The organism is Arthrobacter rhombi (genome assembly GCF_900163545.1).
Lineage (GTDB): Bacteria > Actinomycetota > Actinomycetes > Actinomycetales > Micrococcaceae > Arthrobacter_H > Arthrobacter_H rhombi_A.
Genome location: NZ_FUHW01000044.1, coordinates 64,048 through 89,340, shown reverse-complemented (window position 1 = coordinate 89,340; position 25,293 = coordinate 64,048). Strand labels below are relative to the sequence as shown.

General features: G+C 63.8%; 26 protein-coding genes. 9 read left to right on the top strand and 17 right to left on the bottom strand.

All coding sequences use genetic code 11. The features are described from left to right. Window positions 1–20: 20 nt before the first annotated feature. Entirely contained in the window at window positions 21–1,139 is a 1,119-nt protein-coding gene (locus tag FM101_RS13170; protein WP_087000399.1) for a hypothetical protein, read from the bottom strand. A gap of 213 nt (window positions 1,140–1,352) precedes the next feature. Beyond that, window positions 1,353–1,712 (bottom strand): DUF6507 family protein, encoded by a 360-nt coding sequence (locus FM101_RS13165; RefSeq protein WP_087000398.1) that lies wholly within the window; start codon window positions 1,710–1,712, stop codon window positions 1,353–1,355. 210 nt (window positions 1,713–1,922) lie between these two features. Between FM101_RS13165 and FM101_RS13160 the strand changes: the two genes are divergently transcribed. Both FM101_RS13160 and FM101_RS13155 read left to right on the top strand, forming a co-directional pair. Beyond that, a complete protein-coding gene (locus tag FM101_RS13160) occupies window positions 1,923–3,167 on the top strand; it encodes a class I SAM-dependent methyltransferase (RefSeq protein WP_087000396.1) in 1,245 nt (414 codons plus the stop codon). Between the two features lie 76 nt (window positions 3,168–3,243). After that, on the top strand, window positions 3,244–4,386 hold the full coding sequence (locus tag FM101_RS13155) for a glutamate--cysteine ligase (protein ID WP_087000394.1): 1,143 nt from the start codon (window positions 3,244–3,246) through the stop codon (window positions 4,384–4,386). A gap of 8 nt (window positions 4,387–4,394) precedes the next feature. On the opposite strand, the gene tsaD is transcribed toward FM101_RS13155, so the two are convergent. Further along, window positions 4,395–5,462, bottom strand: coding sequence for a tRNA (adenosine(37)-N6)-threonylcarbamoyltransferase complex transferase subunit TsaD (gene tsaD / locus FM101_RS13150; RefSeq protein WP_087000392.1), 1,068 nt, complete (start codon window positions 5,460–5,462; stop codon window positions 4,395–4,397). 28 nt (window positions 5,463–5,490) lie between these two features. Then, on the bottom strand, window positions 5,491–6,318 hold the full coding sequence (locus FM101_RS13145; RefSeq protein ID WP_179204325.1) for a response regulator transcription factor: 828 nt from the start codon (window positions 6,316–6,318) through the stop codon (window positions 5,491–5,493). Window positions 6,319–6,420: 102 nt separating this feature from the next. On the opposite strand from FM101_RS13145, the gene FM101_RS13140 reads away from it, so the two are divergent. After that, window positions 6,421–8,115: a sensor histidine kinase gene (locus FM101_RS13140; protein ID WP_143269291.1), complete on the top strand. Its 1,695-nt coding sequence runs from the start codon at window positions 6,421–6,423 to the stop codon at window positions 8,113–8,115. A gap of 28 nt (window positions 8,116–8,143) precedes the next feature. Here the strand turns inward: FM101_RS13140 and FM101_RS13135 are convergent, their stop codons facing one another. The 4 genes from FM101_RS13135 to FM101_RS13120 form a co-directional block, all read right to left on the bottom strand. Beyond that, entirely contained in the window at window positions 8,144–8,662 is a 519-nt protein-coding gene (locus FM101_RS13135; protein ID WP_087000388.1) for a hypothetical protein, read from the bottom strand. Continuing rightward, entirely contained in the window at window positions 8,659–9,423 is a 765-nt protein-coding gene (locus FM101_RS13130) for a signal peptidase I (protein ID WP_087000637.1), read from the bottom strand. The genes FM101_RS13135 and FM101_RS13130 overlap by 4 nt, the downstream gene beginning before the upstream one ends. A 45-nt stretch (window positions 9,424–9,468) precedes the next feature. After that, window positions 9,469–10,011, bottom strand: coding sequence for a hypothetical protein (locus FM101_RS13125; protein ID WP_087000386.1), 543 nt, complete (start codon window positions 10,009–10,011; stop codon window positions 9,469–9,471). Window positions 10,012–10,072: 61 nt separating this feature from the next. Further along, window positions 10,073–10,615, bottom strand: a complete 543-nt coding sequence (locus FM101_RS13120; protein WP_087000384.1) for an alternate-type signal peptide domain-containing protein — start codon at window positions 10,613–10,615, stop codon at window positions 10,073–10,075. Window positions 10,616–10,812: 197 nt separating this feature from the next. On the opposite strand from FM101_RS13120, the gene FM101_RS13115 reads away from it, so the two are divergent. Further along, window positions 10,813–11,232, top strand: coding sequence for an Hpt domain-containing protein (locus tag FM101_RS13115; RefSeq protein ID WP_087000382.1), 420 nt, complete (start codon window positions 10,813–10,815; stop codon window positions 11,230–11,232). 17 nt (window positions 11,233–11,249) lie between these two features. Here the strand turns inward: FM101_RS13115 and rimI are convergent, their stop codons facing one another. The 6 genes from rimI to rfbA form a co-directional block, all read right to left on the bottom strand. Further along, the gene (rimI, locus tag FM101_RS13110) at window positions 11,250–11,693 is read right to left on the bottom strand and encodes a ribosomal protein S18-alanine N-acetyltransferase (protein WP_087000380.1); all 444 of its coding nucleotides are present in this window, start codon (window positions 11,691–11,693) and stop codon (window positions 11,250–11,252) included. Next, on the bottom strand, window positions 11,690–12,400 hold the full coding sequence (gene tsaB / locus FM101_RS13105; protein ID WP_087000635.1) for a tRNA (adenosine(37)-N6)-threonylcarbamoyltransferase complex dimerization subunit type 1 TsaB: 711 nt from the start codon (window positions 12,398–12,400) through the stop codon (window positions 11,690–11,692). The genes rimI and tsaB overlap by 4 nt, the downstream gene beginning before the upstream one ends. A 44-nt stretch (window positions 12,401–12,444) precedes the next feature. Beyond that, window positions 12,445–12,942: a hypothetical protein gene (locus FM101_RS13100; RefSeq protein ID WP_087000378.1), complete on the bottom strand. Its 498-nt coding sequence runs from the start codon at window positions 12,940–12,942 to the stop codon at window positions 12,445–12,447. Window positions 12,943–13,021: 79 nt separating this feature from the next. Next, the gene (gene tsaE, locus FM101_RS13095; protein ID WP_087000376.1) at window positions 13,022–13,570 is read right to left on the bottom strand and encodes a tRNA (adenosine(37)-N6)-threonylcarbamoyltransferase complex ATPase subunit type 1 TsaE; all 549 of its coding nucleotides are present in this window, start codon (window positions 13,568–13,570) and stop codon (window positions 13,022–13,024) included. Further along, entirely contained in the window at window positions 13,563–14,765 is a 1,203-nt protein-coding gene (gene alr / locus FM101_RS13090; protein ID WP_087000374.1) for an alanine racemase, read from the bottom strand. The genes tsaE and alr overlap by 8 nt, the downstream gene beginning before the upstream one ends. A 48-nt stretch (window positions 14,766–14,813) precedes the next feature. Then, the gene (rfbA, locus tag FM101_RS13085) at window positions 14,814–15,674 is read right to left on the bottom strand and encodes a glucose-1-phosphate thymidylyltransferase RfbA (RefSeq protein ID WP_087000372.1); all 861 of its coding nucleotides are present in this window, start codon (window positions 15,672–15,674) and stop codon (window positions 14,814–14,816) included. Between the two features lie 74 nt (window positions 15,675–15,748). Between rfbA and rfbB the strand changes: the two genes are divergently transcribed. The 3 genes from rfbB to FM101_RS13070 all read left to right on the top strand — a co-directional run bounded on the left by rfbB (window position 15,749) and on the right by FM101_RS13070 (window position 19,666). Further along, the gene (gene rfbB, locus FM101_RS13080) at window positions 15,749–16,747 is read left to right on the top strand and encodes a dTDP-glucose 4,6-dehydratase (RefSeq protein WP_087000370.1); all 999 of its coding nucleotides are present in this window, start codon (window positions 15,749–15,751) and stop codon (window positions 16,745–16,747) included. A gap of 1 nt (window position 16,748) precedes the next feature. Then, on the top strand, window positions 16,749–18,185 hold the full coding sequence (locus FM101_RS13075; protein ID WP_087000368.1) for a sugar nucleotide-binding protein: 1,437 nt from the start codon (window positions 16,749–16,751) through the stop codon (window positions 18,183–18,185). A 137-nt stretch (window positions 18,186–18,322) separates the two neighbouring features. After that, the gene (locus tag FM101_RS13070; RefSeq protein WP_087000366.1) at window positions 18,323–19,666 is read left to right on the top strand and encodes a UDP-glucose dehydrogenase family protein; all 1,344 of its coding nucleotides are present in this window, start codon (window positions 18,323–18,325) and stop codon (window positions 19,664–19,666) included. Here the strand turns inward: FM101_RS13070 and FM101_RS13065 are convergent. After that, the gene (locus FM101_RS13065; protein ID WP_087000364.1) at window positions 19,663–21,144 is read right to left on the bottom strand and encodes an NAD(P)H-hydrate dehydratase; all 1,482 of its coding nucleotides are present in this window, start codon (window positions 21,142–21,144) and stop codon (window positions 19,663–19,665) included. The two genes, FM101_RS13070 and FM101_RS13065, sit on opposite strands and share 4 nt — an antisense overlap. A gap of 3 nt (window positions 21,145–21,147) precedes the next feature. Beyond that, window positions 21,148–21,498 carry a holo-ACP synthase gene (locus FM101_RS13060; RefSeq protein ID WP_087000362.1) on the bottom strand — a complete coding sequence of 117 codons (351 nt, stop codon included), beginning with the start codon at window positions 21,496–21,498 and terminating at the stop codon, window positions 21,148–21,150. 147 nt (window positions 21,499–21,645) lie between these two features. Between FM101_RS13060 and FM101_RS13055 the strand changes: the two genes are divergently transcribed. After that, window positions 21,646–22,221, top strand: coding sequence for a mycothiol transferase (locus FM101_RS13055; protein ID WP_087000360.1), 576 nt, complete (start codon window positions 21,646–21,648; stop codon window positions 22,219–22,221). Window positions 22,222–22,283: 62 nt separating this feature from the next. On the opposite strand, the gene glmS is transcribed toward FM101_RS13055, so the two are convergent. Continuing rightward, window positions 22,284–24,158, bottom strand: coding sequence for a glutamine--fructose-6-phosphate transaminase (isomerizing) (gene glmS / locus FM101_RS13050; RefSeq protein ID WP_087000357.1), 1,875 nt, complete (start codon window positions 24,156–24,158; stop codon window positions 22,284–22,286). 126 nt (window positions 24,159–24,284) lie between these two features. Here glmS and coaA point away from each other — a divergent pair, with 126 nt between their 5' ends. After that, window positions 24,285–25,244: a type I pantothenate kinase gene (gene coaA / locus FM101_RS13045; protein ID WP_087000633.1), complete on the top strand. Its 960-nt coding sequence runs from the start codon at window positions 24,285–24,287 to the stop codon at window positions 25,242–25,244. Window positions 25,245–25,293 lie beyond the last annotated feature (49 nt).

Genomic DNA, 25,293 nt, shown 5'->3' with positions numbered 1-25,293 from the left:
ATCCGCAGACGGGCTACAGGCTATCCGAACACTGAATTCCACGCGTCGCTGATCTTATCTCCTACGCCCTCAGCGAGATCCTTGCCACCATCCCAGATGTCTTGGGCACCGTCCTTGATTCCATCCGCGATCCCGGATTCGTTCAAGACCCAACTGAGGCCGATGCCGACCCCGAAACCGATCACAGTGCCCACGGGGCCACCAATCGCGGTGCCGATCGCAGCGCCCGCCATCCCGGCACCAATGTCTAGGCCAACCTGGACGGTTCCTTGGACACCAGCCATTTCTCGAGCGCGAGCTGAAATTTCATCTTCGGTCCAATCAGGGTGGTCTACGGCCAGCTCGGCCTCGGCCTGGTCGTACTCGCCCTTATAGGTGAGTCCTATCGTGGCAACGGTGGCAATCGGACCGGCCACACGCAGGGCCTTGGTGAGCTTGCCACCATTGCGCATCGCATCTTCGAAGTCGAGGATCCGCCCCTTCACGTCCCAGATACGCGGCCCAGCGTCGGTATAGAGAGAAGAGTGGGTTCTAACCCGATCCTTGTACCAAGGAAAATGGTCGTACGCCCACTGGTTGACCGGGGTTCGCATGCCGGTCCACGTCTTCTTGGTCCCGGTATGTTCAACGTCCTGGATTTCTACGCGTGAGCCCACCTGCTCACGTCCACTGACGAATGGTGCCCGGCTGATATTGCCGTCGACGTCGACTACCCAATCGGCGCTCGGAGCAGTAGTGCTGTAGTCCCACAAGGGAACCTCGACCGCAGTGGGAACCGTGTAGTTGTAGACCACCGAGTCGAAGGTCGTCCAGGCGGCCATGGTGACGTAGTCACCCGCGCCCAATTCCGGTTTCAATAACCCGGCGCTTTCAATGGCCTGTCCGTCGATGCCTTCCAGCGTGGAGGAACAGTTCTCTGCCGCCTTCACCAAGTCTCCCACGAGGATATTGACGTATTCCTGAACCATGTCCGTCGTGTAGATGCCTGCGGTGACCTCCGTTCCCGCGGCAACGAGTTTATCGTGTTCGGAGATGCGCAGCCGGGCCTCCGTCTTGCGGGTTTCCAACTCGCGGATCTTCGACGCGAAGTCCTCCGTGGCATCCTTGACGAGGGACGTGGCACCCCTTGACTGCCGCACCGTGGGTCGTGATCAGGTCAAATAACTCTCTGACCTTTTCCTGCGCCGTCTCGGGTTTCGTGGTGAACCCCGGGTACAAGCCTTTCCACGCGGTCTCGCAATCCTCCACCTTTTCGCAGAGGTCCTTGCCCTTCTTGGCGACAGCCGAAGCAGCAGAGTCGATAGTTGCGGGCTCCGGCCAGCCCTCAAGCCCGGTCGCGTCAATGACCATACCTATTCCTCCACGGTCAGTGCGTCGTCGATGTCCAAAACAACACTCTGCTGCATTGAGCCTTGTGCGCTGTCCATCATCGTGGCATCGCCTTGTTCGAAGGCCTGTACCGATTCCTCCATGCCGGTGACCGCATTGTCGATGCGTGTCCCTGCCGCTTCCGCCTGCAACGCGATCATATCGTTCCACACCGAGGACAAGGCGGTAGTAACGGCCCGCATCTTCGTCGCTTCCATCAGGTCTTCCATCCGTCCCAAAAGTGCTTCGCGCTGAGTATCCAGGTCCTCCCGTTCACTTCTGACTTGTCGCAACGCGCCGCGCACCGTCGCCGGGACGATCTCGTACCCGTGCACACCGCTCATCTGAATCTGCCCCTCTACTCCTGATACCGGCAACCATCCGAGTTCTCAGCCGGTCCCCGAACTTACTCAACCACCAACTTATCCCCACCTCCTGCGGCCACGCCATGGGGAGAACTCCCCATGGCGCGCACCGAGCACCGTTGACTCGACGACCCCACTACCCTTGTTGAACGCGATCGGACGAGGCAACCGGCGACTAGGCTGGTTTCCATGCCATCCCCCGCTCCTGCCTCGGAAAATATTGCCGCCGTCCTCTCGCCCGAGGGTTTCGGTCTGCTCAATTCCCTGCCAGTCGACGCAGCGACCACAGACCAAGAGGCGTTGGATCTGAACCTGCGCCTGCGCAAGGAGGGGCACGATCCCGAACTGGTCACCGCCGTCGTCCACCAGGCCCGCCTCCGCGCCCAAGGGACCAGTAAGCTCGGCCCGTTCGCCGAGCACATGATCTTCACCCGCGCCGGGCTCGAACAGGCCACCCGGCTCAATATCGCCGCCCTGCATGCCCAACGGTTCGTCGGTGCCGGATTCTCGAAGGTGGCCGACCTCGGTTGCGGGCTGGGCGTCGATTCCATGGCCATGGCCTCCCTGGAACTAGACGTCACCGCCGTCGAACTCGATGAGACAACCGCCGCGGCGGCCACGGTGAACCTCATGCCCTGGCCCAATGCCCGAGTGGTCAACACGGATGCCACCACCTTCGACCTGGAAGGCTTCGACGCCGTCTGGTTGGATCCGGCACGGCGCACCACCTCGTCGTCGGGCACCTCTCGGCTCTTCGACCCCGAAGCGTTCAGCCCCCCGTTATCCCATGTCGAAGCATTGGCCGACCGCGGGCTGCCCGTCGGCGTGAAGCTCGGTCCCGGGATCCCCCATGAGTCGCTCCCGGCCAACTGCGAAGCCCAATGGGTTTCGGTTAACGGCGATGTCACCGAAGTCGCGCTGTGGTTCGGCCCCCTGGCCCGCGCCGGGATCCGCCGGGCCGCCCTGGTGCTGGGCACCGCGGGTTCCCACGAGCTGACCTCCTCCACGGACCACGACGCCGGGGCCTCACTGCGCGGCGAGGTTCCCGTCGGCGACATCGAAGGCTACCTCTACGAACCCGATGGGGCGGTCATCAGGGCCGGACTGGTGGCCGAGGCGCTTCAGCAGGTCGGCGGCCACCTGGTGGACCCGCATATTGCCTACTTCTGCGCCCCCGAACATGTACAGACCCCCTTTGCCCGGGCCTACGAAGTGACACGTGTCCACCCCTATAACGTCAAGGCGTTGCGCATGTGGGCAAAGTCCGAAGGGATCGGCATATTGGACATCAAGAAACGCGGGCTCGATGTCGCACCGGAGGAACTACGCAAGATGCTGTTGGCCGGCGTGGGGAAGAAAGCCAAACGCCGGGCGACGCTGGTCCTCACTCGGATCGGCGATCGCCGTGTGGCCATCGAGGTCACACCGCTGTGAGCTGGTTGTCCCCAGCGGCCGGTCCCCCACAGCTAGACTGAGCCGGTACTCATACCCACCGACGTCAGGAACGCGGATGCAGATCGATTTCGCCGACTCCCGGCAATCAACGCTCGGCGTCGAGTGGGAAGTTGCGCTCGTGGACCACGAGAGTGGGGACCTGCGATCGGTAGCCCAACAGGTGTTGGAGGGCATTCATGCTGCCCATGGCGGGTTGGATCCCGATGAGGAGCACCCGCATGTGAAGCAGGAGCTCCTGTTGAACACGGTCGAGATCGTGACCGGAGTCTGTGAAACGGTCAGCGAGGCCAAGACCCAGCTCCACGAGAACCTCGGGGTCATCCGCGAGGTCACCGACCCCCTGGGGATCGACCTCTATAGCGCCGGCTCACACCCCTTCGCCTCCCCCAAGCTGCAACCGGTCACCGACCAGGAGCGCTACGCCAAGCTCATCGATCGCACTCAGTGGTGGGGCCAGCAGATGGTGATCTACGGGGTGCATGTCCACGTCGGTCTGGATCGTCGGGAGAAGGCTCTACCCGTGGTCGATGGCCTGATCAACTACCAGCCCCACTTCCAAGCCCTTTCGGCCTCCAGCCCGTTCTGGGGCGGGGAAGACACCGGCTACGCTTCCCACCGGGCCCTGATGTTCCAGCAGTTGCCCACCGCGGGACTGCCCTACCATTTCGAGACCTGGTCGCAATTCGAAGGCTACGTCGCTGACATGCTGCACACCGGCGTCATCGACGACATCTCCGAAATCCGCTGGGATGTCCGCCCGGTCCCCCGGTTCGGAACCGTGGAGATGCGGATCTGCGATGGCTTGTCCTCGCTGCAGGACATCGGCGCCATTGCCGCCCTCACCCAGTGCCTGGTGGATGACATGTCCACTACTTTGGATCACGGCGGCAGCATCGACGTGATGCCTCCCTGGCATCGCACGGAAAATAAGTGGCGGGCCGCCCGCTATGGCATGGACGCGATCATCATCCTCAATGCCGCCGGTGATGAAATGCTGGTCACCGACCACCTGATGCGAGAGCTGAACCGGTTGGAGCCGGTGGCCCGCAAACTGGGGTGCAGTGATGAACTCGCCGACGTCGAACGCATCATCCGGGGTGGAGCCGGCTACCAGTGGCAACGCAAGATCGCTGCCGCCAACTCAGGGGACCTGCGCGCCGTGGTGAAAGACAACATCGCCAGAATGCACATCGCCTGAGCAGCGGGCTACAGGCTGATGGCCGACACCGGTTGGCCGGAATCGGCGGAGAATTCTAGGCCGGTGGGCTCGACCCCCTCCATCACCAGTTGTGAGGCCAGCGCCGCCACCATCGCCCCGTTGTCGGTGCATAACCCGATCCGCGGAACCCTCAATGTGATGCCGGCAGAGGTGCACCGGGCGGCAAGTAGTTCACGCAGGCGCGAGTTCGCCGCGACGCCACCACCGAGCAGAAGGTTGTCCAGCCCGTGTTCGGTGCAGGCCATGATGGCTTTTTTGGTCACCACGTCGACCACCGCTTCCTGGAAGGAGGCGGCGATGTCCGCCACCGGGAGTTCTACGCCGCGGGCCCGGTACTGCTCCACGCAACGGGCCACCGCGGTCTTGAGTCCCGAGAACGAAAAATCGTAGCGGTGTTTTCCCGGGGATTCGGCGGTACCGGTGAATTTCGGCAGCGAAAGCCCGCGGGGGAAGCGGATGGCTTTCGGGTCGCCCTCACGGGCGATCGTGTCGATGACAGGTCCGCCCGGATAGCCCAACCCCAGGAGTCGGGCCACCTTGTCGTACGCTTCTCCGGCAGCATCATCGATGGTGGCCCCGAGCAGCTCCACATCGGAGGCCAGCGAATTCACCCGCAGGATCTCGGTATGTCCCCCGGAGACCAGCAAGGCACCCAGCCGGTCGGGCAGAGCCCCGCCGTCGAGCACCCCCACCCCCACATGGGCTACCAAATGGTTGATGGCATACAGCGGTTTCCCCGAGGCCAGGGCCAAGGCTTTTGCTGCGGCCACTCCGACCATGAGCGCCCCGGAGAGACCGGGGCCCGAGGTGACGGCGAGCGCGTCGACGTCGGCCAGGCGCACGCCGGCAGTGGAGAGGGCTTCCTCCAGTGTCGGCACGAAGGCCTCCAGGTGGGCCCGGGAGGCGATTTCGGGGATGACACCGCCAAAGCGGACGTGTTCGTCCATGGAGGAGGAGACCGTGTTGGCCAGTAGTTCGGCGCCCCGGACGATCCCGATGCCGGTTTCGTCGCAGGAGGATTCAATGCCCAGAACCAGGGGTGCCACGGAAGTCATGGCTCCAGTTTAGTGTCTTGAACTGGGATCATGCCCCTCCTGCGGACTGGCGGGGCCGGGCGGCACGGTAGCCGATGCCACGGACCGTTTCGATCCAGCGGGGCGCCTTCGCGTTGTCCGCGAGCTTGCGCCGAAGGTTCCCGATGTGGACTTCCACGCTGCGCTCGTCTGCTTCGGAGACGAACGTACCGGCGTCGGCATCCTCATCACGCAGTCTTCTAACCAGTGAAGTCTTGGTCCGTACCGTGCGCCCGCCAACCAGAATGGCTTGGAGCAAGGCGAACTCGGTAGGGGTCACTGCGATCTCCGTGCCCTCCGCTTCAATGCAGTAGGAGGCAGAATCCAGCACCAATCCATTGAGGCCCACAGACGTTGTCGACGCCTCCGGTTCTCTTGCGGCCACTTGCTGGCCCGATAGTGGTTCGGCGACAGCTGGCGCGGCTGGTGCGCCCGTCGTTGCCGAGGTTTCACCGTATACCCGGTGACGTTCTCGACGGCGCATGATGGCTTCGACCCGGGCCCTCAGTTCCCGGGGGCTGAAGGGCTTGGTCAGGAAGTCATCCGCTCCTGTCTCTAGCCCCAAAATCGTGTCGATCTCATCCGTTCGGGCGGTCAGCATGACGATATGGGCATCTGAACTGTACCGGATCCTGCGAGCCACTTCGAAACCGTCGATATCGGGCAGGCCCAGGTCCAACGTGACCAGATCGGGTGCATTCCGTTTCACCAGTTCCACGCCGTCGTTTCCCAATGCCGTGGCGTGAACAACGAATCCGGATTGCGACAGCACGGCCTCCAAAAGTCCCCGGATATCTTCGTCATCCTCGACAACGACGGCCACGCGATTTTCCTGCACAACGAACTCCCCAGTATCGACGGCGATGCGAGCCTTCAGTCTATCGTCGGAGCCTGTGCCCTGCGGCACAGATCGGGCTCCGGTACCCCGTAGGCTGATTGGGTGAACGAACGCGTTGATGCACCAGCCCGTCCCCTCTCCCCTGCCGCTCGCCTCCGACGCGTTCTGCGCATCGGCTTCCTCCGTGAACCTCTTCCCGCAATGGGAGCCCGGGGGCTCGCCTCGGTGAACCAGCTCCCCTCGGCGATTGCCGCACTCATCGTCATCGTCCTCTTTTTGGTGGCCGATACTCAGGCGGCGCTCTCGGCCCCCGGTGTGTGGATCGGCTTTGTCGCCATAGCTGCTGCTACCGTCGCCGCATCCGTGCTGCCGTGGACGCGCTGGCCCGAGCCAGTCGTGCTCCTCGTACCGCTGATGGACATGCTGGCCTTCTTCGTGATGTCGCTCGCTGGCTTTAAGACCTTGACCGGTATTTCGATTCTGATGGCCCTGCCGTTGTTCTGGTTGGCGTGGTCCCGTTATCGGACCGGCCTCGTTCTGGCGGTCTCTTTCCTCCTGCCACTCGGCGTGGTCTGGGGCCAGACGATCCTCGCGGGTTCGGAGCTTTCAACAAAGGCCCTCATCAAACCGCTGCTAGTCCCCGTCGTTCTCTTTGCCTTCACGATGACCATTGCCGTCATGTCCCTGGCCGTCGCCCGGGCCCAAAGGAGCGCTCGCCGCGCGCTGGAGAAGGCGGAAAGACACGCGGTGCTAGTCAACACGGTCCTCAATACAGCCAACGTCGGCGTCGTCGTGGTCGACGAAGGCGGCCACGATCTGATGATGAACGACACCCAGCGAACCATCCACGACTCCCTCATCCCCGAGGACGATAGTGATCCGAATGAGGCGGGGCTGTTGATCTTCGGTGCCGACCGGACCACACCGCTACCGGCGGACCAGCGCCCGGTCCGCCGCGCAGTCCTCGGAGAGGACTACTCGGGCCAACTGGTCTGGGGAGGCCGACCAGAGGCAATGCGCGCGTTCAACGCCTCCGCCAGCCAGATGCTCCTCGATGGCCAACACCATGGAGCGGTGATCGCCTTCCACGACGTCACCGACCTTCTGGAGGCCCTCGCTGCCAAAGACCAATTCCTGGCCACGGTGAACCACGAACTGCGTACCCCGCTGACCTCCATCGTCGGATACTTGGAGATGGCCTCCGAGTCCGCGGATCTTGACCCAGCGGTGAAGGTGTACCTGCGAGTGGCCGAACGCAATGCCGAACGCTTACTGGCCCTCGTGGGGGATTTGCTCGATGCCGCCGCCGGCAAAGTGGAGATCTCGAGGAAACCGGTGGATCTCACGGAAGTGCTCGAGGGTTGCCTGCCCACGCATAGCGCGCGTGCTGAACGGCTGGCTGTCAGTTTGAGCGCCAAGGTGACGAACCGACTTGATCTGCTCGGCGACGAGCGTCGGCTCGGACAGATCGTGGATAATCTGCTCTCCAACGCACTCAAATACACCCCTGCAGGCGGCTCCGTCAACGTCTCGACGTATCGCTCCGTGACCGGTGATCCGATACTGGAGGTTACGGATACGGGCCAGGGCATGACCATGGACGAGTTGGAACGCCTTTTTACCCGTTTCTACCGGACCGACACGGTCCGGAGGTCCGCCATCCCGGGGGCCGGTCTGGGACTGTCGATCACCAAGGAACTGGTGGAAGAACACGGCGGATCAATCAGCGTCAGCAGCGAGCCGGGGATCGGCAGCACGTTCAAGGTGCAGTTCCCCGACCTAGATATTCAAACTTAGAACGCCGTCACGAGATGATTTTTGGTCCCTAACCACAAGAAGCCTTGATATTGCCCAAGAATCGCATATCTACCGTGACTGTCTTCTGGACTGGTTCGGTGGCGATCCCCAGATATGAGGGAGTCAGGGAAAGGGAGAAGCTGGTCGTTTTCAACCACTCACTAGTCACGGGGAGCTTGGCGGTCGCTTGTCCGCCTTTGTTGACTTTCACCTTTTCGGTATGAACTGTCTGCGCCACATCAATGATGGTCACTTCTACTAGATCTGCATCCACGGGAGGGGTGAAGGCGACATTCAGGATGCCTTCGCTCTTCGGCCAACTAAAGTCAGGAGAACACTTCACTGATGCGCCTGCCATCAATTGCGGTGCCCATACGCCGGTAGTCACGCTGGTGACTGCCGTGCCGTTTTGGCTCCACAGGGCATGTGCACCGGTCCCGGTAATACCCATGACGACGACAACGGCATACACGATGGCTGCCAGACGTACTCGTGAGGACTTGCGGGTGGTTTCCGTGACGGTCGCGGAGGCCTGCTTGCAGCTCATCGGGAGACCCTTTCGTGGCGGCTGCGTCCACGCGGACGCGGCCCATCTATTGAATGGACGGTGCGGGTTGAACGGACCACCGGTGGTGTTTCGAGTTCAGGCCACGAGTGGCCGAGTGAAACAGCGGCTTCGGCAGCAACATCCGGGTTCGCCATGGCTTCGTTCTCAGCCAGGATCTGCTCGCCGGCCGCCTCTGCCGGTTTGCTGGACTTCCGCCGCCGGGTCAGGATTCCGCCAACCACGTTCCACCCGCCGTAGCCGATGAGGGCCAGGGCGGCGATCTGTGCGCCCAGACCGCGGTCCTGGTTGCCCAGCCAGTTCGCCAGAAACCCTGCGTAGGGCACGGCGTAGAAGAGTTTCCCGCGGACCTGGACCTCACGAACAGGTTCCTCGTCGGGCAGGGAGTTGTTGTCCCCCTGGGTGATCAACAAGGTATTTCCCTGCTGGTCGGCACTGGTCGAAACGATGCGGTGGGTGATCACGTCGGCTTGCCCGGATTCGAGCTGGTAGGTGATCACATCCCCCACCGAGAGGTCTCCGAACGCCGCCGGCCGGGAGATCAGCAAGGTCCCTGGGGGAAGATGAGGCCGCATCGAGTTGGTCAGTACGGAGTAGGTCTGCGAGCCGGTCGCCATCGGCACGATAATCAGTACCGCCGCAGCGAAGACAGCAAGAACCAGCGCGACAAGACTCAATGCGCTGCCCAGCAGGGAGGTCGGGGAGCCGTGGTTCGTGGTTTTCGAAGCTGCGTGCTGTGCCATGGTGTCCTTCACTGTGGGGTCCAACGGGGAACGAGTGGGTGGGGCTCAGAGTTGGGTGGCTGCGAGCTTGACGCTGACACTGTTCGTCTGCCCGCCCGACGTTGCCGGGACTTTGTCCTGCAAGGTCACCTTCACGCACAGGGTGGCTTGGCCATTTTGCGCCAAGTCAACGGTGGCACTGGTCTGCCCGGAGCAGTTGCCCGTCGTGGAAATCCCGGCCGTTGCCGCCAATCCGGGGGTCTTCGCCCCGGAAACGACGGCTGGCGAAGCCGTGAGCCGAATCCTGAACGCGCCACTGCCGGCGTTGGTCGCATTCGTGACAGCAACCGGCAGAGTGCGGGTCTCCCCTGGTTGCAGGTTGGTGACTGCCGGAAGGGTGACCGTCGCTGGCACGCCGTTGGCGGATAGGCGTTGCTCGTTCCCCGAGGCGGTCTTGACCAAGACCGCGAAGTCCGCAGCCTGGACCGTCCCAGCCCCCGACCCGGTAGCGGTGTTCCACACGGCAAGGCTTCCCTGCACGCTGCCGAGGGCAAGAACGACGGAGACAATGAGCAGTGCTGCTGTCTTCAGCGCCGACGTCGTTCTCATGTGATCCTCCCGGACCTTCGGTGGTGTGGCGTGCTTCGGTGTGATGGGCCGCGACGCGGTCCTAGTCGCTGGAGGAGGCGATCTGGTCCAGCTTGTAGCCGACCTTGCTGAAGTCGTACTTCGCGTTCGTGTCGCTCAGGCCAGAGGTGCTGGCCTTGAAGTCGAAGGTCACCGAGGCGGTGTAGCGGCCGTCCTGGGTCAGCTCCTGGCCGATCACGCTCTTGCTAGAAGAGTCCTTGATGTCCACGGCACTGACGGTGTAGTTCGCAGCGTTGAAGGTTCGGTCCCCGGTCAGCGCGGTATCTGTGACGCTGAGCTGTGCCTTCAGCAGGGCCCCCGTCAGAGTGACTTCGACCGGCTGAGTGAACTTCAGCGAGTCCCCCGGAACGATCTTGTAGGTTCCGTCCTTGACCTTGGCGGTGACGTTGGTTCCGGCAGAGTTCGTCCAGGAGGCCGCTTCGGCCTTCAGTCCCATGTCCCCGGAGACGATCGTTCCGGCGTTTGCCTGGGCGCTGGTGTTCCACACGGCCAGCGATCCACCTCCACCGATCAATAGTGCAACGCCGAGTCCGGTGGCCAGTGCACCCTTGCTCATCTTGTTCATGGTGTCTCCCTCATAACCGCTACCGGCGACCTGTTTCCCCGGCTGTTGGAACCAGCATCATCGGGGTGCATCAAGAACAGCCCCTGAATTGACAAAAGTTTTACACAAGATCAGCGCTGTCCTGTCGTGCCTGATCTTGAGCAGATCTTGAGCATTGCTTGAGCGGTTTCGGTAGGAGCGAGGCCCAACATGGGAGCATGACCGACAACCACCGTCCGGAGCGCTCGGGGCCCAGCGGGCGGGTCTGCCCGTCAGTGCTCTGGGCCTTGGCCGATCAGGTGGGCGAGGGCGAAGCCGCGGCCTTCATGGACCGGTTCATCGGACTGTGGCCCCAGCGGTGCCACCGCCTGCACCGGGCGGTGAATCAGCACGACGCCGAAGCAGGACTGGATGCGGCGCTTTCACTGAGCACCGCCGCCTCCATGGCGGGAGCCAGCAGCTTGGGGGCTCTCGCTTCGCGCCTGCATGAGGGGATTTCCTCGGCAAACACCCCAGGTGCGTGGCGGGATGTGGCGGCTATGTTGGACGAGCTCGATCAGTTGGGCAACGAGACGATCTCCGACATCGACCGGCTGCGTCGGAGCCTCATGTCCGCCGACGAAAAAGGCCACGGCTGATCAACGGCCGGACAGGCTCAGCCACTCAGGCCCAGTTTCATGATCCTGGCGTCCACACCGCCGGGATAGTATCCGCGCCGGGTGTGGATGTGCTCGAACCCTAAATGTTCGTAGAGTCCCTGGGCGCGAGGATTATCGGCACGCACCTCCAACAGGACATCCTTCGCTCCACGTTCGGTGGCCTCGAAGATGAGTCCACGCAGCAGCGTGGCTCCGATCCCGCGCCCCTCGTAGGCGGGAAGGACGGCAATGGTCTGGACATCGGCCAAGGGCAGCACGCACATCATGCCGCAGTAAGCCACTATTCGCCCTTCGTCCTCCGCCACCCAGTAGCGTCGGGTTCCGGTCTGTCTCAACTCCTCATGGAACATGCGCAACGGCCAGGCGTCCTCGGGGAAGAGCTCTCGTTCCATCTCCCACACGGCCGGGATATCTGCTTCGGTCATCTCGCGGAACTTCATGAGGCGGGGGTCCCCTTCATCTGCCGCGGCACCTTGGCATCGGATTCGCGCAGGTACAAGGGGGTGGTGGACAGCAGCTCCTGGCCCCGGCCCAGGACCCGGATGGCCCAGGCGCCCAGCGAGGCTGCCGCGGGCCGGCGCTCGGCGAAGCCAGGATCCACCCTCGCCCCGACGGCTTCCAACCGTTCCGCATACAGCCCGGCTCCGGCACCGTGCATCGGCAGTGCCGGCAGAGTCTCCGCGGTTCCGACCTGTGGCCCATCAACCAGTTCGCCAGCTGCTGTGTAACGGGCCCAATACAGTTCCTTGCGCCGGGCGTCGATGGCGACACAGAATCCGCCGTCACCTGATGCGGCCCGGCCACCACGTACCCTTTCGGACATCACGTCCCAGGCGATCGCGTCCAGACTCATGACCCCGTGGACGGGTATTCCCCAGACGAAACCCAGGGTGCGGGCGGTGGCAATGCCCACACGCAACCCCGTGAAGGGCCCGGGGCCGACACCGACGACGATGCCATCCAGTTCGGTGCCGGCAATCCCCGCCTCGGTCAGCAAGGAGTCGATGCCGGGGGCCAGGACCTCGGAGTGGGTGTTCGTTTCCGTGGTTTCGAAGGAGGCGAGCACCTCGGAGGGACAGTCGGTGGAAGGTTGCGAGAGCACTGCCGCGGAGGCAGCTGCGGACGTATCTATGGCCAGAATGAGCACCGGTCCATCGTATGCCGGTCCGGCCCCACGTGTCAGCCGGGCTCTCAGGCGGCCCACACCATCCGCTCTTCCAGTGCATCGAAGTCGCCGATGAAGTGGCTGAAATGATCCAGCGTGCAGGTCGCCGCAATTTCCAGTGTGGTCGCCCCGGCGTCGATGACCCACCGCCGGGTGAACAGGGCCACCCCGCGATGCCTGTGGGTGAGATCCATCCTCCACGCCTGCTGGCCGGCCATGGTGGAGGCGGCCTCCTCGATGATGTGCAGCCCCTCGATCCCCTCCAGCAGGTCCCGGGAGGGGTATTCGACGGCGATGATCGTGCTGGGCAGTGCCGTGGATTCGGGGCGTCGGGAATCGAGCTCCCTGCTGATCGAGTCCATGATGTCCAGCCCGTGGACGGTGACCGGCACAGCGTCGCTGCCCACGAACAGTTGGGTGTGTTCCGCTGGCGGCGGGGCTCCGGTATGAAAAGCCAGAAAGCGGCATCCTGCGGTCTCGATCTGCTGCCAGCCCGCTGGCAGCTGCGCGCTGACCTTCAACATTTCCGTCCGGCTTCCATCCGATCCACCCTAGGGCGGCGGCCCGGAACCCGCGATGGGGAGAACTCCCCATCCGGTGGCTTCAGAACAGTCGGTGGTCCGCCCACCGGGGCCCGAAGGCGGCAATGGTCAGGGTCCGCGGATCCTCGTCCTCTGTTTCGGAGTAGTCCAGCACGAGTTCGCCGCCCGGTTCGGCCATGGTTTCGCCGGTGGCACGCAGCAGGGCGATCTCCAGGCGTGAGTCGCTGAGCTGCTCGGCTTTACCGGCGCCCCATTCGATCACGGTGACCGCCGATTCCAGGCCCTGGTCCAGGTCCAAGTCGTCGAGTTCGGCGGCCGTTCCGAGGCGGTAGGCGTCCACGTGGACCAGATCGGGGCCGCCACGGGTGGACGGGTGGATCCGTGAGAGCACAAAGGTCGGCGAAATGATCCCCGACCGCACCCCCAAACCGGCACCCAGTCCTTGGGTGAACGTCGTTTTCCCGGCACCGAGTTCACCGTTGAGCAGGATCAGGTCCCCGGCTTCCAGCTGTTCTCCCAAGCTGGCTGCCAGTTCTTGGGTCGCCGTCGCCGACTGGGCGGTCAGCTCGACGGTCCAGACCGGGAGGGTCCCCACTGCCGGTTCAGCCATCGGCTGGCCCCCATGAGCCCTCAACGTAGACCCGCGGGACGCGTTGGGAGACCCGAGTGACGATCTCGTAGTTGATGGTGCCCGCCGCGGTGGCCCAGGCATCGGCTGCTGGCCCGTCACCGCCGAACAAGACGGCTTCGGTTCCCACCAGGGATTCAGGATCCTCGAGGGGACCCAGGTCAACAACGAACTGGTCCATGGCGATCCTGCCGCGGCTGGGTAAGACTCGTCCGTCCACCAGCACCGGCGCCTCCACCGCTGAACGCGGCACCCCGTCACCGTAACCGAGCGGGATGAGCCCCAGCGTCGTGGCTTCCCCCGTGCGGTAGGTCAGCCCGTAGGACACCCCCTGGCCCTTCGGCACCTTCTTCACGTTCGTCACCCGGGCGACCAAACGCATGGCAGGGCGCAACCCCAACTCAGCCGAACTCTGGTCAGCGAAGGGGCTCAGCCCGTACATGCCCAAGCCCAGGCGGACCAGGTCGAAGTGCGCATCCGGACGGGACAGAATGGCCGGGGTGTTCGCCGCATGCCTGACCTCGAGGTCGAAACCTGCGTCTTCTGCCAGGCTGACGGACTCACGGAAGGCCGCCAGTTGTTCATCGGTCTCTTCGCGGTCAGGTTCATCGGCAACGGCCAGGTGGGTGAAGACCCCCACCACGCGCAGCAAGCCTTCCTCCTGGTAGGCATTTGCGGCGCCGAGTAGTTCATCCCAGCGGTCCGGCGGGCAACCGTTGCGGCCCAGACCGGTATCGATTTTCAGGTGCACCCGGGCGGGCAGCTCGGCCTGTTGGGCTGCCGCAGCGATGTATTCCAGTTCCCAGCCGCTGGAAACTCCCAGGTCGATATTGGCGGTGATGGCTTCGGCGAACGGAGAGTCGACGGTGTGCAGCCACGCCAACAGCGGCGCCGTCACGCCGGCAGCGCGGATGGGTAGCGCCTCACTGATGTGGGCGGCCCCGATCCACCCGGCTCCTGCCTGCAGGGCAGCCTGGACGACGGGGATCGTTCCGTGGCCGTAGGCATCGGCTTTCACCACCGCCATCACGGTGGCCGGCGCCGCCAATTCGATCACCCGCTTGACGTTGTCTCGGATGGCCGAGAGGTCGATTTCGGCGCGGCGTTCGAAGCCGGGGGCAGTCCCGGGACTTCCGGCAACGCCGGGCCCGGTGAGGGGGTCAAGGTTCGCAGTCACGGTTCCATTCTCGCACTTGGCCTGCGGCCGCGGGCTCAGCGAGGCGTCTCAGTGCAGCAATTCCAGCAGGTAGGCCCCGTATCCGCTCTTGAGAAGCGGGCGGGCCAGCGCTTCGAGCTCGGCATCGGAAATGAACCCCTGCCGCCATGCGATCTCTTCCGGGGCGCTGATCTTCAGCCCCTGCCGGGCATCCACCGTGCGAATGTAGTTCGACGCATCGTTCAGTGATTCGAAGGTCCCGGTATCTAGCCACGCCGTACCGCGGGCCAGCACGGAAACCTGCAGCTGGCCCATCTCCAGGTAGCGTCGGTTGACGTCGGTGATCTCCAGTTCCCCGCGCGGCGATGGTTTCAGCCCCCGAGCGATCTCCACGACCTGGTGGTCATAGAAATACAGTCCCGGGATCGCATATTTGCTGCGCGGTTTCTCGGGTTTCTCCTCCAGCGAGACGGCCCGGCCCGTGGTATCGAATTCGACGACACCGTAGGCGGTCGGATCGGCCACCTGGTACCCGAAGATGGCAGCGCCTTCCAGATCGGCGAGCTTCTGCAGCTGGGTGCCCATGCCGGAGCCGTAGAAGATGTTATCGCCCAAGACAAGCGCCACGTTGCCGCCGTTGATATGTTCTTCCCCGATCAGGAAGGCCTGGGCCAGGCCGTCAGGGGATTCCTGGACGGCGAAATCCAGGGTGATCCCCCATTGCGACCCGTCCCCCAGCAGCCTGCGGAACTGCTCCACGTCCTGGGGTGTGGTGATCAACAGAATGTCCTTGATACCGGCCAACATCAGGGTCGCCAGCGGGTAGTAGATCATCGGCTTGTCATAGACCGGAACGAGTTGTTTGCTGATGCCCTGGGTGATCGGGTGCAGCCGCGACCCCGTACCACCGGCCAGAATAATTCCCCTCATGGGCCTTACGCTACGTTGCCACGAGGCGAATGCGGAAGAGCACGACGCCGGCGCCACCGGGTAACCTGAATCTCATGGACAAACTTGTGGTCACCGGTGGCGCCGGTTTCATTGGTTCGAACTTCGTGCACTATCTGATGGAGAACACGGATACCCAGATCACCGTGTTGGACAAGATGACGTATGCCGGCAACTGGGCCTCACTGCAGGGGCTGGACCCCCAACGCTTTCGGCTGGTCGAGGGCGATATCTGCGATGCGGCCCTGGTGAACCAGCTGGTGGGTGAGGCGGACGCCGTCGTGCACTATGCGGCGGAATCGCATAACGACAATTCCTTACGCGACCCGCGCCCCTTCCTGGACACGAACATCATCGGCACCTACACGCTGCTGGAGGCCGCCCGCACCCATGATGTGCGCTACCACCACATCTCCACCGACGAGGTGTACGGGGATCTGGCCCTCGATGAGCCCCAACGGTTCACCGAGCACACCCCCTATAACCCCTCCAGCCCCTACTCCTCGACCAAGGCGGGCTCGGATCTGCTGGTCCGGGCGTGGGTGCGTTCCTTCGGGGTGCGGGCCACCCTGAGCAACTGTTCGAATAACTACGGGCCCTACCAGCACGTGGAGAAGTTCATCCCACGCCAGATCACCAACCTCATCGACGGGGTCCGCCCGCGGCTTTATGGCAGCGGGGAGAACGTACGCGACTGGATCCATGCCAACGACCATTCCAGCGCCGTGTGGAGAATCCTGACCGCAGGCCGGATCGGGGAAACCTACCTCATCGGTGCCGACGGGGAACGCAATAACCTTCAGGTGGTGCAGTCGCTCCTGGACATCATGGGCCGGGATCCCGACGACTTCGACCACGTCACCGATCGTGCCGGCCACGACCTGCGCTATGCCATCGACTACACCAAACTGCGCACCGAACTGGGGTGGACCCCCGCCCACGCGGATTTCGACTCAGGTTTGGCGGACACCGTGGACTGGTACCGCAACAACGAATCCTGGTGGCGCCCCCAGAAGGCCGCCACCGAAGCCACCTATCGGGCAGCCGGGCACTGAGATGACGACGCCTCAACCCCCGACGGCCCCACTGGTCACCGCTTCGGAGACGATTCCCGGCCTGTTGGTGGTCCGCCTGCCAGTTCACGGGGACAACCGCGGCTGGTTCAAGGAGAACTGGCAGCGGGCGAAGCTGGTCGCCCTGGGACTACCTGACTTCGGGCCCGTCCAGAACAACATTTCCTTCAACGCCGCCGTGGGCACCACCCGCGGCATCCATGCCGAGCCCTGGGATAAATACGTTTCCGTCGCCACCGGCAAGATTTTTGGTGCGTGGGTGGATCTACGCGCCGGGGAATCCTTCGGGAAGGTCTTCACCCTGGAGGTGGATTCCTCCACAGCAGTCTTCGTGCCCCGCGGGGTCGGCAACGCCTTCCAGACCCTCGAACCCGATACCGCCTACACCTACCTGGTCAACGACCACTGGTCGGCCGCAGCCCTCGAGAAGTACGCGTTCGTGAACCTCGCTGATGAAACGGCAGCCATCGACTGGCCGATCGCACTGGAGCAAGCCGAGCTTTCCGAGAAGGACCGCAAGCATCCCCGTTTGGCCGACGTCACCGCGGTCACCCCCCTGAAGATGCTGGTCCTCGGGGCGGGAGGTCAGCTGGGGACTGCCTTACGGCAACGATTCACCGGCCGAGACGACGTGGACTTCGCCACCCGCACCGAACTCGACCTCACCGATGCCACAGCTCTGGCAGGCCACGACTGGTCGGGCTACTCCACGGTCATCAATGCCGGCGCCTACACCCGCGTCGACGAAGCCGAAACCGCTGCCGGAAGGGTAGAGGCCTGGGCAGCCAACGCCACTGGCGTCGCCGCCCTGGCCCGGATCTGCACCGAGAATTCCCTGACCCTGGTGCACCTCTCCAGCGACTATGTCTTCGACGGGACAGCAGCCGGTGCCTATGACGAGCAGGCCCCGTTGGCTCCGTTGGGGGTGTACGGACAATCGAAGGCCGCCGGAGATCTAGCAGCATCCACGGTTCCGCGCCATTATCTGATTCGCACCAGCTGGGTGATCGGCGAGGGCAACAACTTCGTGAAGACCATGCTCTCCCTGGCCAGACGAGGTATCGAACCAGCGGTGGTCAACGACCAGTACGGGCGGCTGACCTTCACCGAGACCATCGCCGATGGTATCGCCCACCTGCTCGACAGTGGGGCCGAGTACGGCACCTATAACCTGACAAATGGCGGGCCGTCAGCTAGTTGGGCCGATATCGCCTCCGAAGTCTTCGCCGTTGCCGGGCGCGAGCGTGGCGCCGTGACCGGGGTCAGTACCGCCGAATACTTCGCCGGCAAGGAGGCGGCCCCCCGACCGCTGAATTCCCTGCTGGACCTGGGCCGGATCCGGGCCACCGGTTTCAGTCCCGGGGACCACTTCGCAGCCCTGCGCAGCTATCTGGACCCCACCGTGGACGAGCCCCGCTAAGTCCTCGACCCACCCAGTCGGCCACGGTCACGTGTCGACAGCACCCGTCGCACAGCACGTCGTTTCAACGGCTTTCCGTCAGGTGTCGTTAGCATGGTCAAAGCCCCTCAAGGTACGGCCCCAACAGTTAGGCGCAAATGACGCTCAAGATTTCAGTGATCGGTACCGGATACCTCGGCGCAACCCATGCCGCGTGCATGGCCGAGCTCGGTTTCGACGTCATCGGCGTGGATGTGGACCCGCAGAAGATCGAGCGTCTCTCCGTTGGCGATCTGCCCTTCCATGAGCCCGGTCTGCCGGAGCTGCTGGTCAAACATGTCCAATCGGGGCGTTTACGTTTCACGACCGACTATGCCGAGGTCGGGGGATGGGCCGATGTTCATTTCATCGGTGTCGGCACTCCTGAGCGGATCGCCGATGGCGGGGCGGACATCAGTTTCGTCGATGCCGCCGCCCGGTCGTTGGCACAGCACATCACCCGAGACGCGCTCGTGGTGGGCAAGTCCACCGTTCCTGTCGGCACCGCCCGCCGGCTGGCCGAACTGCTCGCCAAGGAATCCCGCGAAGGTGTCGAGCTCGAGGTGGCGTGGAACCCCGAATTCTTGCGTGAGGGTTTTGCGGTGAAGGATACGTTGGCTCCGGGGCGGCTGGTGTTCGGCGTCGAATCCGCAAAGGCCACTGACCAGCTGTGTGAGGTCTACGCCCAGGCGCTGGGCCAGGACACTCCACTGATCGTCACCGACTTCGAGACCGCCGAGCTGGTCAAGGTCGCTGCCAACGCGTTCCTGGCCACCAAGATCTCCTTCATCAACGCCTTCTCCGAGGTCACCGAAACCGTGGGCGGAGACATCCGCACCTTGGCCGACGCCTTGGGCTACGACGAGCGCATCGGCCGCAAGTTCCTCAACGCCGGGATCGGTTTCGGTGGGGGCTGCCTGCCCAAGGACATCCGCGCCCTCCAGACCCGGGTCAGCGAACTCGGGCTGAACCACACCATGGATTTCCTGCATAACGTCGACGACATCAATCTGCGCCGCCGCGATCGAGTCGTCTCCTTGGCACATCAGATCCTCGATCATGAGGTGGTTGGGCGACGGATTGCCGTCTTGGGTGTGGCCTTCAAACCCGATAGCGACGATGTCCGGGACTCCCCCGCGCTGGATGTGGCCGGCCGACTCTTCAACGACGGCGCCGAGGTCATCGTCTACGACCCGCAGGGCAATGAAAATGCCCGACGCCGGTTCCCCCGGCTGGGATACGCGGACTCCGTTGCCGAGGCAACCCAGGATGCCGACCTGGTCCTTCTGCTCACCGAATGGAAGGAATTCAAGGAGCTGACGCCCGCTGATCTTCGCCCCAGGGTCCGCGGCATGCGGCTGATCGACGGACGCAATGTCCTAGACCATGGGCAGTGGACGGAGGCCGGCTGGACCGTAGCCGCCTTGGGCAGGATGTTCCCGGACCCCGCAGGGCAACTCTAGAAGCTGCCCTGCCCGGCGACCCGCGCCAACTGTCCGGCCCCGAATCCCCCGTGCTGGCCGGCCACCCGAGCCGCGTCCCCGTGACGGTAGGCGGCCGTGGCGGCCAGTTCGACCAGTGCCCGGGTTCCCCCGCCGGCATGGGAGGTGGCCAACATGGCCCCCAGCATTCCGGTGAGGACGTCACCACTGCCTGCGGTGGCCAATGGCGCCGGCCCGTTGAGGTTGATGATGGTGTAGCCGTCGGGGGCCACACAGATCGTCGTATGCCCCTTGAGCAACACCACCGAGGAGTAGCCGACAGCCGCCCAGCGGGCCCACCGGACAGGATCCTCGCTGATATCTGCCGCGGTGACCCGGACACCGACCCGAACCAGCAGGTCTTCCAGTTCCCCGACGTGTGGGGTGAGGATGAGCCGGGCATGGCCCTGGCCCGGCTGCAAGGTCCGGAGGGCGCTCGCGTCGACGATGGCAGGAAGTCCCGCCCCGAGCACCTGCTCGACGGCGGCGAGCTGGGCTGGGTCGTCATCGATCCCTGGTCCCATGGCCCAGGCATCGACCCGGACATCGGCTCCGTCTGCCGGCACGGCTTCGGGCACCGCCTGGGTGATGAGCTCGGCGGCACGTTCGGGGGCCAGCGTGCGCAACATCCCCACCGAGGTGTTCACCGCAGCGGTGGCCGCCAGGACGGCGGCCCCCGGGTAGCATGGCGACCCGGCGATCAGCCCCAGCACTCCGCGCGAATACTTATGGTCTTGGGATGTTGGCCGCGGTGTGGCGGCCTCGGCGTCCGTTGAGGTGAGAACCCGCAGGTCGGGTTGGCCCAGGAGGTCTTCAAGACCGATGTCGACGACCTCGATGTTTCCTGCCAATCGTCGACCTGCCCCGACGCAGAGCCCGGTTTTCAGGGCACCGAAGGTGACCGTCAGGTCGGCGGCAAGGACCCCGTCGGAGGCGGCACCGGTATCGGCGTCGACCCCCGAGGGCAGGTCGCAGGCGACCACAGGTACATCTGCGGGGATCTCCGGCAGTGCGATGGCACCCCGGGCTCCGGTGCCCAGAACAGCGTCAATGACCAGGTCCACGTCGGCCAACGCCTCACTGGCTTCGCGGAAGCGGCGCGCCTGAGCTCGGGCGCTCGAATCGGGGGTCCCCCCGCCGGATACGACCCGGCCCCCGGAACGGGTGAAGGCCTCCAGGCCCTCAGGGTGGGCGTGCCCGCCCAAGAGGATGGCGGTGCAGGCCACTCCCCGCCCGGCCAGCCGTGCCATCGCGTAGAGGCCGTCGCCACCGTTGTTGCCGGTGCCGATCAGGGCGGCGACATGGGCACCGTAGACGCCCCCGTAGCGGGCACGCAGCAGGGCCATGATGTGGTGGGCCAGCCCGTGGGCCGCCCGACGCATCAGGGATGCCCCGTCCTGCCCTTGGAGGAGCCCGGCCTCGGCAGCACGGATCTGGGTTCCGGTATAGGCATTAATCATGTTCTAACGCTCCGCAATGACCATGGCCGTGGCCAGGTCTCCATCGTGGCTGAGGGATAAGTGCCAATGACGGACACCCTTGGCTTCAGCGACCTCGGCCACCGTGCCGTCGATCTTCACTTGTGGGGCACCTGCGGCGTCCATGACGACCTGGCAATGCTGCCAGTTCATGCCGGCCGGAGCACCGAGAGCTTTGGCGACCGCTTCCTTCGCTGCGAAGCGTGCCGCCAACGACCGCATGTTCAGCGCGCGCTCTGCCGGCACAAAAAGTCGCTCACATAACGCCGGGGTTCGTTCCAATTGCGTCGTGAAACGGGAAACCTGCACGACGTCCACTCCAATGCCCACAATCATTCCCCCAGCCTATCGGTTTCGGAGTCCTCATATGGTGCTCATGCGCAGGTGACGCGCGCTATCGCTGAACCGGTTCCAGGCGTAGCGTCGCTGACATACCTGCCGGCCGCCATCGTGCCGGAAGAGCAGCCCATGAAAGGACCACCGATGAGCGCGAATATTGCCCGGGAACTTCTACGCGACGGATTCGATCGTGTGGCGCAGACCGTCCGTTCGGTCACCAGCGGTACCGATGCCAGCGTTCTGCTGTATCAGCCCGACCCCCAGTCGAATCATGCCGCGTGGCTGATCTGGCATCTGACCCGTGTGCAGGACGACCATATGGCGGACCTCGCTGCCGTGCTCGGCGGTGCAGAGGCTTCCTCCCCCGGTGCGGCACAGCACATCCCAGCGGGGCAATTATGGCTCGAACATGGCTGGGCGCACCGTCTGGCGCTGCCCTATGAGGAGTCGGACACCGGGTTCGGACATGACGCCGAGCAAGTCCGGGCCTTCGACAACGGCGATTCGGGCCTTCTCTCCGCCTACCATCAGGCGGTCCACGACCGCACCCTGCAGATCCTCGAGTCCCTCGGTAGCGGGGACTTCGAACGGATCGTCGATACGCGGTGGGAGCCTCCGGTGACGGCCGCCTCCCGTTGGGTGAGTGTTCTCAACGACACCACCCAGCATGCCGGTCAGGCAGCCTATGTGCGCGGACTCGCCGAACGGGCGTTGGGGTAGGTGATCAGCGAAGGAGCCCGGTGCATGAACACGTCGGGCTCCTTCAGCGGGTGCGGATCTGCCTACTCGACCGTGACGGACTTCGCCAGGTTGCGGGGCTGGTCGACGTCAAAGCCCTTGGAACTGGCCAGTTCACAGGCAAAGAGCTGCAGCGGCACGGTGGCCAGCAGCGGCATCAACAACGTCGGAGTCTCCGGAACGTAGAAGACAAATTCGGCGTAGTCCCTGACTGCTTCGTCCCCGGATTCGGCGATCACCAAGGTCTTGGCTCCTCGCGCCCTGACCTCCTGGATATTAGAGACGACCTTCGAATGCAGTGAATGCCGTCCCCGCGGGGAGGGCACGACGACGAATACCGGCTGGCCGTCATCGATCAGCGCGATAGGCCCGTGCTTCAGCTCGCCCGCGGCGAAACCTTCGGCATGGATGTAGGCGATCTCCTTGAGCTTCAAGGCCCCTTCCATGGCTACCGGGTAACCGACATGGCGTCCCAGGAACAGCACCGAGCTGGCCTCTGACATCGACCGGGCCAGCGTCTTGATCTCCTCCGCCCGGTCAAGGATGTCCTGGATCTTGGCGGGGATGTCCTGCAGGTCGGCCAGGATGTCCTTGATTTGGCCGGTGAACAGGTTGCCGCGCAACTGGGCCAGATAGAGTCCCAGCACGTAGGTGGCGGTGATCTGCGCCAGGAAGGCCTTGGTCGAGGCCACGGCGATCTCGGGGCCTGCGTGCGTGTACAGCACGGCGTCTGACTCGCGCGGGATCGTGGAACCGTTGGTATTGCAGATCGACAGCGTCTTGGCCCCTTGTTCGCGCGCATAGCGCACGGCCATCAACGTATCCATGGTCTCCCCCGACTGGGAGATGGAGACAATCAGGGTGTTGGCGTTCACGATCGGGTCCCGATACCTGAACTCGTGGCTGAGTTCGACCTCCACGGGGATACGGCACCAATGTTCGATCGCGTACTTGGCGACGGAGCCGGCATAGGCGGAGGTTCCGCAGGCCAGCACGATGATCTTGGAAATATCGGCCAGCTCCGCGGAATCGATCCGCAATTCGTCGAGGGTCATCCGGCCCTCGGCGTCGTACCGGCCCAGGAGGGTATCGGCGACGGCGGCCGGCTGGTCGAAGATCTCCTTCTCCATAAAGGAATCGAATCCACCCTTTTCCGCGGCTGCCGCGTCCCAATCAACATGGAATTCGGTGCCTTCGGCAGGGTTGCCTTCAAAGTCGGTGATGACGTGATGATCCGGGGTGATGGTGACCACCTGGTCCTGCCCCAGTTCCACCGCACGCCGGGTGAAGTCAATGAAGCCGGAGACGTCGGAGCCCAGGAAGTTCTCGCCCTCCCCGAGCCCGAGGACCAGCGGCGAGTTCCGTCGTGCGGCCACGACCACGCCGGGCTGGCTTTCATGGATGGCCAACAGAGTGAACGCGCCTTCGAGCCGCTGGCAGGCCAGCTGCATGGAGCGGGCCAGATCCCCGCCGCCGGCGTGAGCGTAGATATCGCCCAGCAGCACGGCGGCAACCTCGGTGTCGGTTTCCGAGTCGAAGACATGGCCAGCGGCGAGGAGTTCAGCGCGCAAATCTGCAAAATTTTCGATGATGCCATTGTGGATGACGGCCAGCTTCCCGCCGTCAGCCAGATGCGGGTGAGCATTGACGTCAGAGGGTCCACCATGGGTGGCCCACCGGGTGTGGCCGATGCCGGTCAGCGACGGCGGCAGCGGACGGGCTTCGAGTTCGCCGATCAGATTGGCCAGCTTGCCGGCCTTCTTGCGCGATTCGAGCCCTGCTTCTCCGATCACCGCGATCCCTGCGGAATCGTAGCCACGGTATTCCAACCGGCGCAGCCCCTCCAGAACCACGTCAAGGGCCCCATGGTTACCGGTCGTTTTTTCTGGACGGCCTACATAGCCAACAATTCCACACATGCGCACAAGAATACCGCGCCGAAGAACCGATATTGATCATTTCCGGCCCCCGAAACGAGTGGCCGCCACGGCTGGTAACTGCGCTCCGGTTTGGGAATACGAGGACCTGCTTGGCACAATTCAGTGGTGAGCGCCCCCCGAGACCACGACGCCGGAGTCTCCCCTTTTGTGGAACTGGACCGGCAGACCTGGGCACGACTGTCCAACGAGATCACCCAACCGCTCGACGAGGGGGATCTGATCAGGCTCAGTGGGTTGGGTGAAAAACTTGATCTCAAGGAGATCAAGGACGTCTACCTTCCCCTTTCCCGCCTACTGAACCTCTATGTGCAGGCAGCCGGACAGTTACATCAAGCCACGAACACCTTTTTGGGCGAATCGACCCGCCGCACCCCCTTCGTCATCGGCGTTGCCGGTTCCGTGGCCGTCGGGAAGTCCACAACGGCCCGCGTACTCCAGGAGATGTTGCGCCGGTGGCCGGATACCCCCAATGTCGAGTTGGTGACCACCGACGGGTTCCTGCACTCCAACGAAGTGTTGGAACGCCGCGGGCTGATGCATCGCAAGGGGTTTCCTGAGGCCTACGACCGGCGGGCCTTGCTCCGTTTCGTTTCGGCGGTGAAGTCCGGTGCCGAGGAGGTTCGTGCCCCCTGGTACTCACATCTGACGTACGACATCGTCCCCGGCAAGGAAGTCGTCGTTCACCGCCCCGACGTGCTCATCGTGGAGGGACTGAACGTGCTGGCCCCGGCCCAGGTCAGAAGCGATGGGACGGCCGGTTTGGCGCTCAGCGACTTTTTCGATTTCTCCGTCTACGTTGACGCCCAGACCCAGGCGATCGAGAACTGGTACGTCAAGCGGTTCATGAAACTGCGCAGCGGCGCCTTCGCGGATCCTGCCTCGTACTTCCACCGGTACTCCAGCCTGTCCGACGATGAAGCCCGCGAAACCGCTTTGGGGATCTGGCGCCGGATCAACGAACCAAACCTCCGGGAGAATGTCCTTCCCACCCGTGGCCGCGCCCAGTTGGTGCTCACCAAGGACAGCGATCATTCAATCCGGCGCATGCTGCTGCGCAAAATCTGACCAACAGGTCATCAATAAAACCATTGGATCTAAATCCCCACGTGCCCGG